This window comes from Marinobacter sp. RI1 (genome assembly GCF_041155085.1).
Taxonomy (GTDB): domain Bacteria; phylum Pseudomonadota; class Gammaproteobacteria; order Pseudomonadales; family Oleiphilaceae; genus Marinobacter; species Marinobacter nauticus.
Map to the genome: position 1 here is coordinate 2,114,658 of NZ_AP031605.1, position 16,753 is coordinate 2,131,410.

Here is a 16,753-nt window from a genome sequence, read left to right on the forward strand (position 1 = left end):
CTTGCCTTGTATTTGGTCAAGGACATCGCCAGTAGATCCTGTTCCGCTAATAGCGGTGCATATGCTGTAAACGGCGTTGATAATGCAGCTTTTCACTGAGTTCTTTGAGAGTTTTGACGTCGTTTTTCCGGGCTTTATTGAGGGCTATCAGTGCCAGTTCTGCGGTAACCAGCGCGTCGGCTGCGGCGTGATGGCGTTCACTGATTTCCAGGCCAAATACATCCGCCCAGTCGTCCAGGCCGCGCCCTTTGATCGTTGCTTTCGGGAAGAACGCCGGCATCAGCTCGGCAACATCCATCCAGACGTGGGGCAGGGTGTAGCCCAACTGGCTTTTCAGCGTCTTTTCGAGGAACTTCTGGTCGAAGGCGGAGTGGTAGGCAAGTATCGGGTCGCCGTTCATCCATTCCAGAAGGTAGAGCAGTGCATCCTGGGTTTCGTAGCCCTGAGTCAGGGCTTCTGGGCCGATGCCATGGATCAGCACGGTTTCCCGAATGTCCAGTTCAGGGCGACGCAGTATCAGGTCAAACTGGTCATTGAGGTGGATGACACCACCTTCGATGGCAACCGCTCCGATGGCAATCACTTCATCTTTGGACGCGTTCAGGCCGGTGGTCTCAAGGTCAAGAACAATCAGCCGGCTCCGGGACAAGGGCTGGTCGCCAACCGTTTTCGGGCTGGGCAGATTGGCGGCATCGTGATCGCCGACTGTTCCGCCGCGTCTTCTGGCCAGCCACTGTTTGATGTATTCCAGCATGTTCTGTGCGCAGACCTATAGTTGATACGTAACTTCGAGTTTCTGCTGGAGCCGCTGGGCCTGGCGGAAAGACTCGCGAAGTATGCGCCGGTCCAGAGGATTCAGGTCGTCCGGATCGATGTAATTGGTCAGCTCCTCGCCCCGGTCGAGCATCTCCTGATGAGCACGCATACGGATGGCCTGAATCAGGCTGTAGGCTTCCTTCCAGGCGTTGGCGTCCTTGGCGTCAAAGATGTCTTTTCTGGCCAGGGCGTCAATGCGCTCCAGGGTATTGGCGGCTTCCACCCCATGGGCCAGTGCGAACACCCTTACGGATTCCACAAATGGCGCCAGGCCCTGACGTTTCAGATCCAGCGAGTGTTTCTTCTCGTCGTTCAGATAGCGGAAGTTCCGGAACATGGTCAGGGGCGGTTTTCTCTGCAGCGCGTTGCCAGCGAGCATTTTCTGGAACAGGGCGTTCTTGCGGATGCGTTGGAGCACCTTCTCCAGCAGACGATGGAGTGGCTCAGTGGGGCCGAAGACCGCTCTCATATCCAGGAATATCGACGAGTAGACCAGGTTCTGGGGGGTTGAGGCATCAATAAAGCGGATAAACCAGTCGTCCCATTCCCGGTCACTCAGGCAGAGTTTGGGGTTGCTGGCCATAATGTTGCCTTTGCACAGGGTGAACCCGCACTCCGCCAGTTCGTCGTTGACCTTGCGGGCAAAGGGCAGCAGTTTCTCACGCACCTGGTCTTCGGTCATGCCCTCTGGTGTCTCGAACAAAATGCCGTTGTCCTGGTCGGTCAGCAGGGTTTGCTCCTGGCGGCCTTCACTGCCAAAGGTAAGCCAGGTAAACGGAATGCCAGGGTCGTTTTTCTTGAGGTTAAGTTCGAGTACCCTGCGCACGGTGACATCGTTCAGGGTGGTAATGATCTTCACCACCTGGCCCGAATCCGCGCCGTGGGCCAGCATGGCGTCGACCAGCCTTGAGACATCGGAGCGAAGGCTGACCAGGGTGCGCAAGTGGGTGGCAGTGCCAATGGTTCGAGCCAGGTTCACCAGGTCTACCCGCTGAAGAGAGAACAGATCCCGCTCGGATACCACGCCAATCAGGCGGTCCTCTTCGTCGACCACACACAGATGGGCAAAGTGGTGTTCCGCCATCAGCATTGCCGCCTCAAAGGCGTCCGCTGTGGCGGGCAGGCGACAGGGATTGCCTGTCATCACCTGGCGAATGGGCGTGTCGAGGGGGCCTTTTTCCTCAGCGATCATGGTGCGCAGGTCGCGCAGCGTGAAAATGCCGGTGGGATGACGATTGTCATCGGTGATAATGATGCTGCCCACATTATTCTCGTGCATCCGGGCTACGGCCTTGCGAACCGGCAGATCCGGTGAGCACACAATCGGGTTGCGCAGCGCGTAGCGCTCCAGGGGGGTGTCCAGGCTGTTGCTGGAGCCGATGGAAGCCATGGCCTTGGACTGGATGCGCTGATTGACCTGATCCAGCAGGCTGCTCACGCCCCGCAGACAGAAATCGCGAAAGGATTCGCTTTCGGAAAACAGGGTGATGAAGGCGTTCTGTTCAATACTGAGGCAGAAGGTATCGCCGGAAGCCCTGTGTAGCGTTCGGGTCGGGCGCTCGCCAATCAGTGCCGCAAGCGGAAAGCACTCACCCTGGCTGATTTCAAAGGTGGTTTCTGCCCGGTCTTCTTTTTCATTGTGGCGCTCACCCCGGATACGTCCCTGCTTGACCACATAAAACCGCTTGACCACTCCATCGTCGGGCGAGAGCACTTCATCGCCATCGGCGTAAAACCTCAGGGTCGCATGCTCGGCAAAATGGGCCAGATGGGTGTCGTCCATGCTGGAGAACGGGGCATGTTCCCTCAGGAATGACATAATCGCTCGGGTGTTCTGAGGGCGGGTAGTATCCTGATTTGCTGCGGCCATATCGCGATCCGTAAGCTTGGGAGCCAGGTTCAGGAGAGCTCCATCGTTATTATTCTCCGCTTGCAGTGTAGTTCAGCGGAACCCGGAGGGGCTCTACGATTTTCGTCGCAGAGCTTTTCTTTATGGTAGACCGGTGTGGTGATAGAGTTCTGATACTCGTCAAACCGGAATCAGTTAGTGTCATGACCAGTAAAGATGAACGCCTTGCCTTCCTCGAAGAAATGAAGGATGTGCAGCGGATACGCAAACCCAATCGGGCCGAAGTATCGGTGCCCAAGGAGCTGACGCCCGGGCACCTTGAACGCCAGAGGGCGGCGGTTGAAAAACCGGTGCGAGACCTGAACCCGCTGACATCCGATATGGTAGAGCCGCTAACGGCACACGACATTCTCAGCTGGCAACGCCCAGGCGTTCAGCACGGGGTTTTCCGCAAGCTGCGTCTTGGTCAGTACCCGATCGAGGCCCGGCTGGATCTGCATCGCATGACGGTGGAAGAAGCCCGGCGGGAAGTGTTCGGTTTTATCAACGACTGCGTACATTACGGTTTACGCTCGGTGATCATTCTGCACGGCAAGGGAGAACGCAATCCCGATGGCATCGCCCAGCTCAAGAGCTACCTGGCGAAGTGGTTGCCAGAGCTGGACAACGTTCTGGCTTTCCATTCGGCAAAGAAACACCACGGTGGCACCGGCGCGGTTTACGTAATGGTCAGGAAAAACGATCGGGAAAAACAGCATAATCGGGAGATCCATGGTTCCAGATAAGGAATCGTCTGGATCATTCGCTACGACGGAAACACGGATTCGGGAGAATTAAGATGCGTTTGATTTTAGTGGCTTTGATTTCTGTACTGACATTGGCCGGCTGTAAAGACCGGGTAATCTGGAACGACAATGGCAAAGTGGAAAGTGCCACCCAGAACCGTGAAGTCTGGGATTCCAACGGCAAGCTGGAAACCGGTGAGCGCAAGATCTGGGTAAACAAGGATGGCGAAGACGTCGTCAAGTAAAGGCGTGGCGGTAAAACGCGCCGAACCAGCCAAAACAATAACATGATGAGGAGCACGGAATGGCTTTCACGCTGACTGTGAACGGTCGCCAGCATTCGCTGGATGTCGAACCCGATACCCCGTTGTTATGGGTGCTGCGGGATGAACTGGGGCTGAAAGGGACCAAGTTTGGCTGCGGTGCAGGCCTTTGTGGCGCATGCACCGTGCACCTGAACGGTCAACCCGCCCGTTCCTGCTCTACACCGGTGGAGATGGCCGAAGGTGCCGAAATCACCACCATCGAAGGCCTGTCCGCTGATGGCGAGTTGCATCCGTTACAGAAAGCCTGGGTGGAGCAGGGGGTGCCCCAGTGTGGCTATTGCCAGTCTGGTCAGATCATGACGGCCGCCCACCTGCTGGCCAACAACCCCTCTCCGGACCGCGAACAGATCGTCACCGCCATGACCGGCAACCTGTGCCGCTGCGGCACCTATCCTCGCATTGTGGCGGCGGTTGAGTCCGTTGCCGGTGGCGTGGGCCAGTACCAGCCGGCCGGGGAGGGCGCGTAATATGGCGATGAATCGACGGGATTTCCTGAAGGTCAGCACCTCGGCTTCCGGTGGGCTGCTGCTGGCGTTGAATCTGCCCGGTTGTGCCTCAGTGCAAACCGGCTATGAGCCTGAAACCGGTGAATGGAAGCCGAACGCCTGGCTGGAACTCACCCGGGACAACGACATTATTTTCACCCTGGATCGGGTTGAGATGGGCCAGGGCACCTACACCGGCCTTACCACTTTGATAGCGGAGGAGCTGGATGTAGCGCCGGAGGCCATTCGCGTGGAATTTGCCCCGGTTGCTCCGGAGTACCGTAACCCGTTGTTCGGGCTCCAGCTTACTGGTGGCAGCACCAGTGTCGCCTCCAGTTGGCAGCCCCTGCGGGAGGCCGGAGCTTCGGCGCGACTGATGCTGGTGATGGCCGCCGCCCGGGTTTGGCGGGTCGAGCCGGGACAATGCAAAACGGAGGGCGGGTACGTACGCCACCCCAACGGCCTGGATTCCATGCCCTATGGCAAACTGGTGGAGTTGGCGGACAAAGAGGTGATTCGTGGTGATGTGCCACTGAAACCCCGCTCCCAGTGGAAATACATCGGCCGACAGGCCGGAAGGCTGGATGCCGAGGCCAAGTCCACCGGCCAGGCGATGTACGGAATAGACGTAGAGCTGCCGGATATGGTCTATGCCGTTATGACCCGGAGCCCCCGCTATGGCGGACTGGCGGTCAGTTTCAACCGCGATCAGGTTCGGGCCATGCCGGGCGTGCTTGATGCCTTCATCACCGAGCGCGGTGTGGCCGTAGTGGCAGATCGCTACTGGCGAGCCCGCAAGGCTCAGGAAGCGCTGGCGGTTGAGTGGGATTTTTCCGAGGCCGTCGGGTTATCCAATCCGGACGTGTTCAAACACTATCGTCAGGCCGCCGGTGACGATCCCGGCGAGGACGAACGGGTGGACGGTGACCCCGAGGCTGTTCTGGAGAAAGCGGGTACCCTGGTGGAGGCTGAATATGAGCAGCCGTACCTGGCCCACGCCACCATGGAACCAATGAATGCGACCGCCTGGTATCGGGACGGTGGCATGGAAGTCTGGGCGCCGACCCAGGCGCCGGATCTGGGCCGCATAGCCGCCGCGCGACACACCGATCTCTCTCCGGATGACGTGACTATCCACACGACCTTTCTTGGCGGTGGCTTCGGCCGCAGGTTGACTCAGGACTACATTGAGGAAGCGGCCCTGGTCGCCTACCGGGTGAAAGTGCCGGTCAAACTGATCTGGTCCCGGGAAGAAGACACCCGCCATGGCTTTTTCCGCCCGGCCATGTTGCATCGTATGGCGGCCAGTCTGGAGGATGGGCAGTTGACGGGCTGGGATCATCAGATTGTTGGCCCGCAGATACTTGACTGGTACGTCCGGAACGCTGCACCAGCCCAGTACCCCTGGGCACCAAAATTACTGTACGGAACATTGGGCAGGGTTGGCCTGATGGTTGAAGGTATCGCAACCCCGAAAGACATTTCGGCCATTGAGGGGGCTATTGGCTATCCCTACGCGGTACCCAATGTCCGGGTTCGGCATACCCATACTGACCCGGGCGTGCCAATTACCTGGTGGCGATCCGTGGGCTATTCCCACAATGGTTTCGCGGTCGAGACCTTTATGGATGAACTCGCCAGCCAGGCCAACGAAGATCCGGTCAGTTTCCGGCTGAAACTGCTGGAGAGTGAGCCCCGTCATCGGCGGGTTCTGGAGCGGGCTGCCGAGCTGGCGGGCTGGAACCAGCCGGTGCCAGAGGGCAGGGCGCGCGGAGTGGCTTTGTTCAAGAGCTTTGGTACCTATGTTGCCCAGGTGGTGGAAGCCAGTATTGAGCAGGGCGGAATTCGCGTTCACAAGGTCACCTGCAGCGTGGACTGTGGTCAGGTGGTTAACCCGCGAATTGTCGAGGATCAGATGACCGGCGGCATTGTCTTTGGCCTGACGGCGGCGCTGAACGGGGAAATTACCCTGGACGGCGGCGAGGTGCAGCAAAGTAACTTCCACGATTATCGCCTGCTGCATATGCATCAGGTACCGGAGATGGTGGTGGATATTGTCGACAGCGAAGAGCCGCCCACCGGCGTTGGGGAACCTGGCGTCCCGCCGGTGATCCCGGCCCTGGGCAACGCCTTGTTTGCGCTGACCGGTAAGCGCCAGCGCCGTCTGCCGCTTAAAGCCTGAGCGGAATCGGTTTTACCCGGGCTGGGGTGGTTCTATAATGGCGCCAGATTCGCGCCCGGGCAGGGCTCGTACCAACCCGGAGGATGCCTGTGTTTGATGTAACCCGCTACGCCACCGCCGCCCAATCCATCGTCGAGGCCGGCCGCTTTCTCTACGACCGCGGCTGGTCGCCTGCCACCAGCAGTAATTATTCGGCCCGTATCGATGGCGACCATGTGGCGATTACGGTATCTGGCCGGCACAAGGGCCAGTTGGGCGCAGGCGACGTCATGGTGGTGGATCTTCATGGCCAGGCGGTGCAAAGCGATTGCCGCTCGTCGGCAGAAACCCTTCTGCACACGGTGATCTATCAGCTTTATCCCGAGGTTGGCGCCGTTCTGCATACCCACTCGGTCAAGGCTACCGTGCTTAGCCGCCTGATCCCGGCGGGGCAGGCACTGGAGCTTGAAGGCTATGAATTACAGAAAGCCTTCAATGGCGTGCAAACCCATGAGGGTAAGCTGATTGTTCCCGTGTTCGACAACACCCAGGATATTCCGGCACTGGCTGAGGAAACCCGGGACTGGTTTGCGCGTCACCCGGAACAGCCTGGATACCTTATCCGCGGCCATGGTCTTTACACCTGGGGCCGCACCATGGCCGATTGCCTGCGCCATATTGAAGCGTTTGAATTTCTCTTTGAATGTGAACTCGAAACCATGAGGGTACGCCGATGACCACCCTGAGCATTTTTCATCAGAACCAGCCCGAGCAGGCCCAGACGGTCGTAACAGATCCGGACACCATCCGGAATAAACTGAGTGCCCACGGTGTGCATTTCGATCGTTGGGCAACCCGCGATCTGCCGGCCGACGCCACCCAGGAGGAGATTCTTGAGGCCTATGCCGACGAAGTGGCACGGCTCAAGCAGGATTGGGGGTTTCAGACCGCCGACGTGGTCAGCCTGACCGCGGATCACCCCCAGAAAGACGCGTTCCGCCAGAAATTTCTGGATGAGCACACCCACAGCGAGGACGAAGTGCGCTTTTTCGTTCGTGGTCAGGGGTTGTTTTACCTGCACTTCGGTGACCAGGTATACGCGCTGCTGTGCGAGAAGAATGACCTGATCAGTGTGCCTGACGGCACCCGGCACTGGTTTGATATGGGGCCGGAGCCTGAGTTCACCTGTATCCGGTTATTCAGCAACCCGGAAGGCTGGGTTGCGAGCTTTACCGGTGAGGATATCGCTTCCCGGCTGCCACGTTATGAGAGCCTGGCGGGAGGGGCCTGATGATTCGAGTGATTCTGACGGACATTGAGGGCACCACCAGTTCGATCTCGTTCGTGCACGATGTCCTGTTTCCCTACGCCAGCGAGCACCTGCCAGGGTTTATCCGGGCCAACCACCACACTCTGCCGGCGGTGGCGGAACAGCTGGCGCGGGTGGCAGAGATCAGTGGTACTGACCCGAAAGACATCGATGGCCTCATCGATGTACTGCAAGGGTGGATTGCCGAAGACCGCAAGGAGGGTTCACTAAAGGCGCTGCAGGGCATGGTCTGGGAGCAGGGGTATCACAGCGGTGAACTGAAAGGCCATATCTATCCGGATGCCGCGGATTATCTCCAGCGCTGGCATGATCGGGGCCTGAGACTGTTCGTATATTCTTCCGGGTCCGTCAAGGCCCAGAAGCTGATCTTCGGTCATAGCAATGAAGGCGACTTCACGGTTTTCTTCTCTGGTTATTTCGACACGGCCGTCGGGGGCAAAAAGGAGTCCCAGTCCTATCGCAACATTCTTGCGGAGCTGGGGGTAGACGCGGGCACAGTGCTGTTTCTGTCCGATGTTGAGGAAGAGCTGCGTGCGGCCGAGGAAGCCGGCCTGAAAACCGCCTGGCTGGTACGAGAGGGCGAACTGCCGGATACCGCTCGGGTCGTGGCCAGGGGTTTTTCGGAGGTTGATGCGCTGTTGCGCAAACGATAGGAGGTGATTAATGCCCGGGCGCCGCTGGTATTCATGGCTGTTACCGGCTGTGTGTACACTCAGCCTGCTCGGGTGCAATCCCTTTTCAGACGCTGAATCCCTCACCGATGAGTACCTGGAACGTTTGGCCCGGGTACTCGATACCGCGCCCGTTCCCAGGGCCGAGCTGCCCGCCGCCTCCATTCCACCCAGGCGGAGAGAGCGTATACTTGCCCTGCCGGAGCTGGATCTGGGCATGCTGGGTTTTCTGTCGCTTTACGGCTGCGAGCTCCAGTATGTGGTGGGCGAACGCAATTCCGTGATGGGCAAGGTGATGCAGCCCATCAATCAGTTACGCTATGAGATTCGTTTTATCCGAGCTGCGGAGGCCTGTCTGCCCGAGGTAGACGACGAGGAACTCACAGACGCTCTGGAATCCGCCATTGAAAGCAAGCGGGACAGTCTGCCGCTGGCGGTCTGGAATGCCACCTGGGGTACCGAAGAGGTGGAGCGCCAGTTTACCCTGTCCAAAGGCTATTATCCGGTGGCGGAAACGGGCAATCCCGCGTCGGATCTGGTCCGGGATCTGCAGCAGTTGAACCGCCAGGTGGAAGCCTTACTGGCTCAGAAGCTCGAGATCTCCCTGGAGAATCTCGGCCAGATCCATCAGCGCTGGCAGGCGGATGTGCTGGCGGGCCAGACTATTAACAGCGCCCGCTTGCTGATCAGCACCCTGAATGCCGGCACCGAGCTGCTCGGCACTCGATTGGAGGGCAGGCCGCTGTGTCTCAACGGCCAGCCCAATAACCAGTCGGAGATTGTTCAGAACTTCTTCTTCAGTATCTATATCGGAAAAATCCAGCCGTACATGAGTGATGTCAGCCGGGCACGGGATGCGCTGATTGCGGGCTTTGAGGAACTCGCCAGACAGCAGCAAGCCGTGATGCCAGAGAGTTTTACGCCCTGGTACCAGCGTCATCTGGCGGCCGATACCCGGAATAGCCTTTGGCAGGAACTGGATCAGGCCATGATACGGCATACCCGGCACTGGCAGGATCTGTTGGGGCAGTGCGGGCTTCGTCCGGGCGCCTGATGGTCCGTTTTACTCAACGTTGGCTTTCCGGCGTTACCCTCAGAATTTCCTCCACCGTGGTCAGTCCCGCGGCCACTTTCTGGGCGCCATTGAGCCGCAGTGACTTCATGCCTTCTTTGTAGGCATCCAGCCGAAGCTGTTCCAGCTCGCAGTGATCGGTGATCTGGCGGGTGAGTTTGTCTGACAGTGCCATAATCTCGTATACCCCGGCTCGGCCCATGTAACCGGTGTTCCGGCATTCCAGGCAGCCGACCGGCTGGTAGAACTGCCGGGGCAGCAGTGCCTTCCACGGCCGGGTCAGCGTCTGCCAGGCGTGAGCATCCGACTCCCCGGGCTGCTTGCAGTGCGGGCAGAGCGTACGCGCCAGTCGCTGGGCCATCACGCCGAGTACCGTGGCCCGGATCAGATAGGGCGGAATGCCCAGCTCCATCAGGCGGGTGATGGCGCTGGGGGCATCGTTGGTATGCAGTGTTGAGAGAACCAGATGCCCGGTTAGCGCTGCCTGCACTGCCATTTCAGCCGTTTCCAGATCCCGGATCTCACCGATCATGATGATGTCCGGGTCCTGCCGCAGCAGGGCACGCACACCGTGGGCAAAGGTCAGGTCGATATTGGTTTGCACCTGCATCTGGTTGAATGCGGGCTCCACCATCTCGATCGGATCCTCAATGGTGCAGATGTTGAGCTCCGGAGATGCCAGTTGTTTGAGCGTGGAATACAGCGTGGTGGTTTTACCGGAACCGGTGGGCCCGGTTACCAGCACGATACCGTGGGGCCGCGAGGTCATGGTTTGCCAGCGTTCCCGGTCTTCCTTGCTGAAGCCCAGTTGCTCGAAGGATTTGAGCAGTACCTCCGGGTCAAAAATCCGCATCACCATTTTTTCGCCGAACGCCGTTGGCATGGTGGCCAGGCGCAGCTCCACTTCGCTGTTATCGGGTTTGCGGGTCTTGATGCGGCCGTCCTGGGGCCGTCGTTTCTCGGCTACGTTCAGGCGCCCGAGGATTTTCAGGCGGCTGGTCACGGCCACGCCAACGTGTTCCGGGAATTCGTAGACATTGTGCAGCACCCCGTCGATCCGGAACCGCACCTGGGTAACCGTGCGCCGGGGCTCTATATGAATGTCGGAGGCTCGCTGCTCGAAGGCATATTGCAGCAGCCAGTCAACGATTTTGACCACATGCTGGTCGTTGGCGTCCGGATTTTCGCTGGCGCCCAGGTCCAGTAACTGTTCAAAATTCTGATTGCCGGCACTGCCTGACGACTGGCCGCCACTGGCCTTGCTGACCGAGCTAGCCAGTTGATAGAACTCGACCGTGTAACGGCGGATATCCTCCGGATTGGCGACCACCCGGCGAATGTCCTTGCGTACCGCCTGGCGGAGGTTGCTTTCCCATTCCCGCTTGAAAGGTTCGGTGCTGGCAATTACGACTTCATCCGGTGTGATCTCCACCGCGAGAATGCCATGGCGTTGTGCGAAGGCGTAGGACATCACCCGCGCGATGGCCGCCGTGTCGATCTTGAGCGGGTCTATATGGTAGTAGTCCTGACCACCCCAGCGCGCAAGCCAATGGGTCAGCCGCTCGAGATCAAGAGTTCGGCCGTTCCGCTGGCTGGTCAGTGCGGCAATCGCCACCAGTTCAAGAGGATGCCGCTGTGGCGTATGGCCGGCACCGGAGGCGGCGCCGAGATTGGCCGTCAGTACTTTTTCAGCATCCTGCTGGGTGATCTCGCCGCTCTCCACCAGCGCTGAGCAGATGTCCCTCAGGGTCAGGGTCTGGCGATGCGGCGGTGCCGGCATGGTCACGGTGTCATTCGCCATCTATGTGCCTCCGGGAGCCATCAGCATCAGTTTGCGACCGGTCGATTGACCTTGAGGTGCACCATGGCAACGGTAAACAACAGGAATGTCAGAATAGTCAGTGTCACAGGACCGGCGGCGCCTTCCGACAGCCAGGCTGAAACCACGGCCTGAGTGAAGTAGAAAATCACCACAAACGCCAGCCAGATATAACCCCGATTGTGACCCCGGAAAACCGGTACCGCGAACGCTAGTAGCGGCAGGAGTTTGACGGTCAGCATCAGGGGTATGGAAACGCCCTCCACCGGTGCGGGCCAGAACGTAGTGACCAGCAGGGTGGCGAGCACGGCCAGGTAAAGGGCGATGGTCAGGCGTGCGGTATTTCTGGCTTTGTCGTTGTGGAGCATGGAGCAGTCCGCATTAAGGGTTGTTTGAAAGTTTGGTCCAGTTTAGTTGGCAAGTTTCAGGGCCAGTCTGGCGAGGCGTTCACCGAAGGCCTGGCACAGGGTTTTCTCATGGTCACTCAGGGCCTGCTGTTCACCCGTGCCGGCCCAGTGAGAGGGGCCATACGGTGTGCCACCGGTGGCGGTCTCGTTGAGCGCGCTTTCGGAGTAGGGCAGGCCACACAGTACCATGCCGTGATGCAATAGCGGCATCATCATGGTCAGCAGGGTGGTTTCCTGGCCCCCGTGCAGACTGCCGGTGGAGGTAAAGGCACCAGCTGGTTTGCCGGCCAGTTTACCGTTGAGCCATAGGTCACCGGTACCGTCCAGAAAGTGCTTGAGTGGCGCTGCCATGTTCCCGAAGCGGGTCGGGCTACCCATGGCCAGCCCGGCGCACTCCGCCAGGTCGGCTTTGGTGGCATAGGGGGCTCCCGCATCCGGAACCGGGGGCAGGCTGGCGGCGGTGTCCGGGGAAACCGGCGGAACCGTCCGGATTCTGGCTTCTATTCCTGCCACTCTGGCAACGCCGCGGCCGATCTGTGTGGCCATCTCGGCGGTCTGTCCGTTGCGGCTGTAGTAGAGCACCAGCACATAGGGAGTTGTTTCTGTCATGGGTAGCCCTGGTAGTCAGAGAATGTCCAGTACGTTTTCTGGAGGCCGGCCGACGGCAGCCTTGCCATTGGCCAGTACGATCGGGCGCTCAATCAGCTTCGGTGTGTTTGCCATGGCTCGTATCAGGGCGTCGCGGCTGAGATCCGGGTTGTCCAGCCCCTGTTCCCGGTATTCGGCTTCCTTGGTTCGCATGAGTTCCCTGGGTTCGCAACCAAGCAGATCCAGAATGTGTAGAAGTTCCTGCTCTGTCGGTGGCGTCTCAAGGTAGCGTATAATCTCCGGTTCGATGCCCTTTTGCTGCAACAGTTCCAGGGTCTGGCGTGATTTTGAGCACCTGGGGTTATGGAAAATACGGGTAGCTTCTGTCATGGTCGTGGCCGTTTAACCTATTGATTGCAGACTTTTCCGGGGCGTTAGTCTAACAGGAGGATAACCCTTGCAGTACCCTCAGTCCGGGCTCTTTTGTAGTGGCACACGTTGGCTGGCATGGCCGGTACTCATGCTGATGCTGTTGTCAGCTTCAGGTTGTGAAAAGATTGAGCTGGAACGGGCCGACGGCACCCTGACCAACTGGGACAAGTACCGTGGCCAATGGGTGCTGGTGAATTACTGGGCCGAGTGGTGCAAACCCTGCCTGGAGGAAATTCCGGAACTGAACGAGTTGGACAAGGCTCCGGATATTGCGGTGCTTGGGGTTAATTTTGATGGCGTTACGGGTGTGCCGCTGGTTGAACTCGGCGAACGTATGGGGATTGAGTTTACCATGCTGGCCTCTGATCCGGGGCCCGGGTTCGGTTGGCAGGTGCCGATGGCGCTGCCTGCCACTTTCGTTGTGGATCCTGAAGGCACCCTGATTGAGGCCCGATTCGGGCCCCAGACCGAAGAAGACATCCGAGCACTGATTGGCGAATAACCATGGCAAACACCTTTGTACACCTGCGCGTTCACTCCGAATACTCCATGGTGGATGGCCTGGTTCGGGTCAAACCGTTGATCAGCCGGGTCGCGGAACTGGGCATGCCGGCGGTTGGCCTGACCGAACAGTCCAACATGTGCTCACTGGTACGTTTCTACAAGGCCGCCATGGGCGCGGGCGTCAAGCCCATTATCGGCGCTGATATCTGGCTGGAGAATCCGGATGAGCCCGAAACCCCGTTCCGGCTGACCTTGCTGGCCCGAGACAACGATGGTTACCTGAACCTGACGGAGATCATTTCCCAGGGCTATACCGAAGGCCAGCGCTACGGCAAGCCAATTGTCCAGAAAAGCTGGCTGGAATCCCGTGCCAAGGGCCTGATTGTGCTGTCCGGCGCCAAGATGGGGGACGTCGGCAAGGCCTTGCTGGCCGGGAAGCCGGAACTGGCCAGGGAGCGTGCAGACTATTGGCGAAACCTCTATCCCGACAGTTATTACCTGGAGTTGCAGCGCACAGGGCGGGCCGGTGATGAGGATTGTCTGCACATGAGTGTGGAGTTGGCAGCTGAGCTCGGTTTGCCGGTGGTGGCGACCAATGACGTTCACTTCCTTGAGGCGGATGATTTTGAAGCCCACGAAGCCCGGGTCTGCATCGGCGAAAGCCGGACTCTGGACGATCCCAGGCGGGATCGTCGGTTCAGCGATCAGCAATATCTGCGCAGCGCCGAGGAAATGATCGAGCTGTTCTCGGACATTCCGGAAGCTGTGGAAAACACCGTGGAAATCGCCAGGCGCTGCTCGGTGAAGGTTCGGATGGGTGAATACTTCCTGCCTAATTATCCGATCCCGGACGACATGACCATGGACGAATATTTTCGCCATGTGTCGGAAGAAGGACTGGAAGCCCGACTGGCGAAGACCCTGAGCAAGGACGATCCGGAGTATGATCAAAAGCGTGAAGAGTACTACAAGCGCCTGAAGTTCGAGCTGGACATCATTATCCAGATGGGGTTCCCAGGCTACTTCCTGATCGTAATGGACTTCATCAAGTGGGCCAAGAACAACGGCGTGCCAGTAGGGCCAGGCCGGGGTTCCGGTGCCGGCTCGCTTGTGGCGTATGCGTTGCTGATTACAGACCTGGATCCGTTGGAATACGATCTGCTGTTCGAGCGGTTCCTGAACCCGGAGCGGGTCTCCATGCCTGACTTCGACGTCGATTTCTGCATGGAAGGCCGGGACCGCGTCATCGACTACACCGCCCAGAAATACGGCCGGGAAGCGGTTTCCCAGATTATTACCTTCGGTACCATGGCCGCCAAGGCGGTGGTCCGCGACGTGGCCCGGGTGCAGGGAAAATCCTATGGCCTGGCAGACAAACTCTCCAAACTGATCCCCTTTGAAGTGGGCATGACCCTGAACAAGGCGATCGAGCAGGAGCCCCAGCTCAAAGAATTCCTGGAGCAGGATGAAGAAGCCCAGGAAATCTGGGAGATGGCTCTGAAGCTGGAAGGCGTGTGCCGTAACGCCGGCAAGCACGCCGGGGGCGTGGTGATCGCACCCACCAAGATCACCGATTTTTCGCCGCTTTACTGTGATGACGAAGGCGGCAGTCTGGTGACCCAGTTTGACAAGGGCGATGTGGAAGACGCCGGCCTGGTGAAATTTGACTTTCTGGGCCTGCGAACCCTGACCATCATCAAATGGGCACTGAACATGATCAACCCGCGCCGGCAGCAGCGTGGGGAAGGCGAGCTCGACATCAGCGCGATTCCGCTGGACGACAAGCCCTCTTTTGACATGCTCAAGAAGGCAGAGACCACGGCGGTATTCCAGTTGGAATCCCGGGGTATGAAAGATCTTATCCGCCGCCTGCAACCGGACTCCCTGGAAGACATGATCGCCCTGGTCGCCCTGTTCCGTCCCGGTCCGCTGCAGTCCGGCATGGTGGATGACTTTATCGACCGGAAGCACGGTCGGCAGCCGTTGTCTTATCCGCATCCGGATTACCAGTATCAGGGCCTGAAGCCGGTTCTGGAGCCCACCTACGGGGTTATCCTGTACCAGGAGCAGGTCATGCAGATCGCTCAGGTGATGGCGGGCTATACCCTTGGCGGCGCCGACATGCTGCGCCGGGCCATGGGTAAGAAAAAGCCGGAAGAAATGGCCAAGCAGAAAGCCATCTTCCTGGACGGTTGTGAAAACAACGGCATCGACAAGACCCTGGCGGAAAACATCTTTGACCTGGTGGAGAAATTCGCCGGTTACGGCTTCAACAAATCCCACTCTGCCGCTTACGCGTTGGTGTCGTACCAGACCCTGTGGCTGAAAGCACACTATCCGGCCGAATTCATGGCTGCGGTTCTCACCGCCGATATGCAGAACACCGACAAGGTGGTGACGCTGGTGGAAGAGTGCCGCAATATGAAGCTGGACTTGCTGGTGCCGGACGTCAGCCGATCCGCTTATACCTTTACCGTTAATGATCAGGGCCAGATTGTCTACGGCCTGGGCGCAATCAAGGGCCTGGGTGAAGGTCCCATCGAGAGCATTGTAGAAGCGGCCAAAGAAGGCCCTTTTCAGGATATCTTTGATTTCTGCCGCCGGGTGGATCTGAAAAAGGTCAACAAGCGGGCCATGGAAGCCCTGATTCGCTCTGGCGCCATGGATAAACTGGGCGCCGACCGTGCCAAGTTGATGGCCAGTATCGACAAGGCCATTCAGCAGGCGGATCAGCAGTCCCGCAACGATGCCGCCGGCATGGTGGACATGTTCGGAGAGATGCTTGAGGGCGGTGGCGATGATGAAGACACCTATGCAGACGTTGCCCACGTTCGGGAGTGGCCGGAGAAAGAGCGCCTGAAAGGCGAAAAGGACACTCTGGGCCTGTACCTTACCGGCCACCCCTTTGATGAATACGAACGGGAAGTGCGTCGGTTTGTCCGTTGCTCCATCGCCGATCTGAAGCCCAATAAATCGCCCCAGCGGGTGGCCGGGCTGGTGGTGGCCCAGCGCACCATGAAGACCAGGACCGGCTCTACCATGTGCTTCATTACTCTGGATGATCGCAGCGCCCGGATTGAGGCTACCCTGTTTTCCGAGGCCTTCTTCGAGAACCGGGAGTTGCTGCAGTCGGATCAGGTAATTGTGGTGGAAGGACAGGTCAGCCACGATGATTACTCCGGCCAGATGAAAATGCGGGTCAGCAGCGTGATGGATGTGGCGACCGCCCGTCAGCAGTTCAGCCGGGGTATCAAACTGGCGTTGCGTTCAGAGCAGTTGCAGAATGGACTTCTGGACAAGCTGGACGATACCCTCAGGCCGTTTCGCAGTGAAGGCAGCCCGGTCTGGATTGAGTACCGCAGTGCCGAGGCCAGCACCCGTATTGAACTGGGTGAAAGCTGGCGGGTACAGCCAGACGACACACTGTTGTTCGAGCTGAAGCACCTGGTGGGCGACCAGTCTGTGGAACTGGTCTATGATTAAGACCAATGTCCGCTTTAGCCTTGCC

Annotated in this window: 16 protein-coding genes; 10 read left to right on the top strand and 6 right to left on the bottom strand. The window is 58.8% G+C overall.

Annotated features, from left to right (window positions below; genetic code table 11):
• Positions 1 to 46 precede the first annotated feature (46 nt).
• Together ACAM27_RS09445 and ACAM27_RS09450 are read right to left on the bottom strand one after the other, a co-directional pair.
• Entirely contained in the window at positions 47 to 754 is a 708-nt protein-coding gene (locus tag ACAM27_RS09445) for a PolC-type DNA polymerase III (protein WP_011784418.1), read from the bottom strand.
• Between the two features lie 15 nt (positions 755 to 769).
• Positions 770 to 2,686: a putative nucleotidyltransferase substrate binding domain-containing protein gene (locus ACAM27_RS09450; protein ID WP_014421935.1), complete on the bottom strand. Its 1,917-nt coding sequence runs from the start codon at positions 2,684 to 2,686 to the stop codon at positions 770 to 772.
• A 182-nt stretch (positions 2,687 to 2,868) separates the two neighbouring features.
• Between ACAM27_RS09450 and smrA the strand changes: the two genes are divergently transcribed.
• The 8 genes from smrA to ACAM27_RS09490 all read left to right on the top strand — a co-directional run bounded on the left by smrA (position 2,869) and on the right by ACAM27_RS09490 (position 9,477).
• Positions 2,869 to 3,450 (top strand): DNA endonuclease SmrA, encoded by a 582-nt coding sequence (gene smrA / locus ACAM27_RS09455; protein WP_014421934.1) that lies wholly within the window; start codon positions 2,869 to 2,871, stop codon positions 3,448 to 3,450.
• A gap of 53 nt (positions 3,451 to 3,503) precedes the next feature.
• The gene (locus ACAM27_RS09460; RefSeq protein WP_022991679.1) at positions 3,504 to 3,695 is read left to right on the top strand and encodes a hypothetical protein; all 192 of its coding nucleotides are present in this window, start codon (positions 3,504 to 3,506) and stop codon (positions 3,693 to 3,695) included.
• Between the two features lie 59 nt (positions 3,696 to 3,754).
• On the top strand, positions 3,755 to 4,243 hold the full coding sequence (locus tag ACAM27_RS09465; RefSeq protein WP_023007909.1) for a (2Fe-2S)-binding protein: 489 nt from the start codon (positions 3,755 to 3,757) through the stop codon (positions 4,241 to 4,243).
• Position 4,244: 1 nt separating this feature from the next.
• Positions 4,245 to 6,443: a xanthine dehydrogenase family protein molybdopterin-binding subunit gene (locus ACAM27_RS09470; RefSeq protein ID WP_121208673.1), complete on the top strand. Its 2,199-nt coding sequence runs from the start codon at positions 4,245 to 4,247 to the stop codon at positions 6,441 to 6,443.
• 89 nt (positions 6,444 to 6,532) lie between these two features.
• Positions 6,533 to 7,159 carry a methylthioribulose 1-phosphate dehydratase gene (locus tag ACAM27_RS09475; RefSeq protein ID WP_022991682.1) on the top strand — a complete coding sequence of 209 codons (627 nt, stop codon included), beginning with the start codon at positions 6,533 to 6,535 and terminating at the stop codon, positions 7,157 to 7,159.
• Complete coding sequence (locus ACAM27_RS09480) at positions 7,156 to 7,713, top strand: acireductone dioxygenase (RefSeq protein WP_011784424.1); 558 nt, start codon at positions 7,156 to 7,158, stop codon at positions 7,711 to 7,713. Before ACAM27_RS09475 ends, ACAM27_RS09480 begins: the two co-directional genes overlap by 4 nt.
• Positions 7,713 to 8,405 carry an acireductone synthase gene (mtnC, locus tag ACAM27_RS09485; protein WP_222534855.1) on the top strand — a complete coding sequence of 231 codons (693 nt, stop codon included), beginning with the start codon at positions 7,713 to 7,715 and terminating at the stop codon, positions 8,403 to 8,405. Before ACAM27_RS09480 ends, mtnC begins: the two co-directional genes overlap by 1 nt.
• 10 nt (positions 8,406 to 8,415) lie before the next feature.
• A complete protein-coding gene (locus tag ACAM27_RS09490) occupies positions 8,416 to 9,477 on the top strand; it encodes a DUF3080 domain-containing protein (protein WP_369611843.1) in 1,062 nt (353 codons plus the stop codon).
• 13 nt (positions 9,478 to 9,490) lie between these two features.
• On the opposite strand, the gene ACAM27_RS09495 is transcribed toward ACAM27_RS09490, so the two are convergent.
• The 4 genes from ACAM27_RS09495 to arsC are packed head-to-tail and all read right to left on the bottom strand — an operon-like array spanning position 9,491 to position 12,699.
• Entirely contained in the window at positions 9,491 to 11,296 is a 1,806-nt protein-coding gene (locus ACAM27_RS09495) for a GspE/PulE family protein (RefSeq protein ID WP_369611844.1), read from the bottom strand.
• Between the two features lie 26 nt (positions 11,297 to 11,322).
• A complete protein-coding gene (locus tag ACAM27_RS09500; RefSeq protein ID WP_014421925.1) occupies positions 11,323 to 11,682 on the bottom strand; it encodes a DUF2069 domain-containing protein in 360 nt (119 codons plus the stop codon).
• Between the two features lie 42 nt (positions 11,683 to 11,724).
• A complete protein-coding gene (gene wrbA, locus ACAM27_RS09505) occupies positions 11,725 to 12,330 on the bottom strand; it encodes an NAD(P)H:quinone oxidoreductase (protein ID WP_023007903.1) in 606 nt (201 codons plus the stop codon).
• 15 nt (positions 12,331 to 12,345) lie between these two features.
• The gene (gene arsC, locus ACAM27_RS09510) at positions 12,346 to 12,699 is read right to left on the bottom strand and encodes an arsenate reductase (glutaredoxin) (RefSeq protein ID WP_222197928.1); all 354 of its coding nucleotides are present in this window, start codon (positions 12,697 to 12,699) and stop codon (positions 12,346 to 12,348) included.
• Between the two features lie 67 nt (positions 12,700 to 12,766).
• Here arsC and ACAM27_RS09515 point away from each other — a divergent pair, with 67 nt between their 5' ends.
• Positions 12,767 to 13,243: a TlpA family protein disulfide reductase gene (locus ACAM27_RS09515; RefSeq protein ID WP_369611845.1), complete on the top strand. Its 477-nt coding sequence runs from the start codon at positions 12,767 to 12,769 to the stop codon at positions 13,241 to 13,243.
• Between the two features lie 2 nt (positions 13,244 to 13,245).
• Positions 13,246 to 16,728, top strand: coding sequence for a DNA polymerase III subunit alpha (gene dnaE / locus ACAM27_RS09520; RefSeq protein WP_369611846.1), 3,483 nt, complete (start codon positions 13,246 to 13,248; stop codon positions 16,726 to 16,728).
• The last annotated feature ends 25 nt before the right edge of the window (positions 16,729 to 16,753 follow it).

Bases quoted from the DNA above. Each gene is read 5' to 3' on its own strand.
- ACAM27_RS09460 (WP_022991679.1), top strand. From the start codon at position 3,504: ATGCGTTTGATTTTAGTGGCTTTGATTTCTGTACTGACATTGGCCGGC.
- arsC (WP_222197928.1), bottom strand. From the start codon at position 12,699: ATGACAGAAGCTACCCGTATTTTCCATAACCCCAGGTGCTCAAAATCA.
- ACAM27_RS09490 (WP_369611843.1), top strand. From the start codon at position 8,416: ATGCCCGGGCGCCGCTGGTATTCATGGCTGTTACCGGCTGTGTGTACA.
- ACAM27_RS09495 (WP_369611844.1), bottom strand. From the start codon at position 11,296: ATGGCGAATGACACCGTGACCATGCCGGCACCGCCGCATCGCCAGACC.
- ACAM27_RS09470 (WP_121208673.1), top strand. From the start codon at position 4,245: ATGGCGATGAATCGACGGGATTTCCTGAAGGTCAGCACCTCGGCTTCC.
- ACAM27_RS09500 (WP_014421925.1), bottom strand. From the start codon at position 11,682: ATGCTCCACAACGACAAAGCCAGAAATACCGCACGCCTGACCATCGCC.
- ACAM27_RS09465 (WP_023007909.1), top strand. From the start codon at position 3,755: ATGGCTTTCACGCTGACTGTGAACGGTCGCCAGCATTCGCTGGATGTC.
- smrA (WP_014421934.1), top strand. From the start codon at position 2,869: ATGACCAGTAAAGATGAACGCCTTGCCTTCCTCGAAGAAATGAAGGAT.
- ACAM27_RS09450 (WP_014421935.1), bottom strand. From the start codon at position 2,686: ATGGCCGCAGCAAATCAGGATACTACCCGCCCTCAGAACACCCGAGCG.
- ACAM27_RS09480 (WP_011784424.1), top strand. From the start codon at position 7,156: ATGACCACCCTGAGCATTTTTCATCAGAACCAGCCCGAGCAGGCCCAG.
- dnaE (WP_369611846.1), top strand. From the start codon at position 13,246: ATGGCAAACACCTTTGTACACCTGCGCGTTCACTCCGAATACTCCATG.
- wrbA (WP_023007903.1), bottom strand. From the start codon at position 12,330: ATGACAGAAACAACTCCCTATGTGCTGGTGCTCTACTACAGCCGCAAC.
- ACAM27_RS09445 (WP_011784418.1), bottom strand. From the start codon at position 754: ATGCTGGAATACATCAAACAGTGGCTGGCCAGAAGACGCGGCGGAACA.
- mtnC (WP_222534855.1), top strand. From the start codon at position 7,713: ATGATTCGAGTGATTCTGACGGACATTGAGGGCACCACCAGTTCGATC.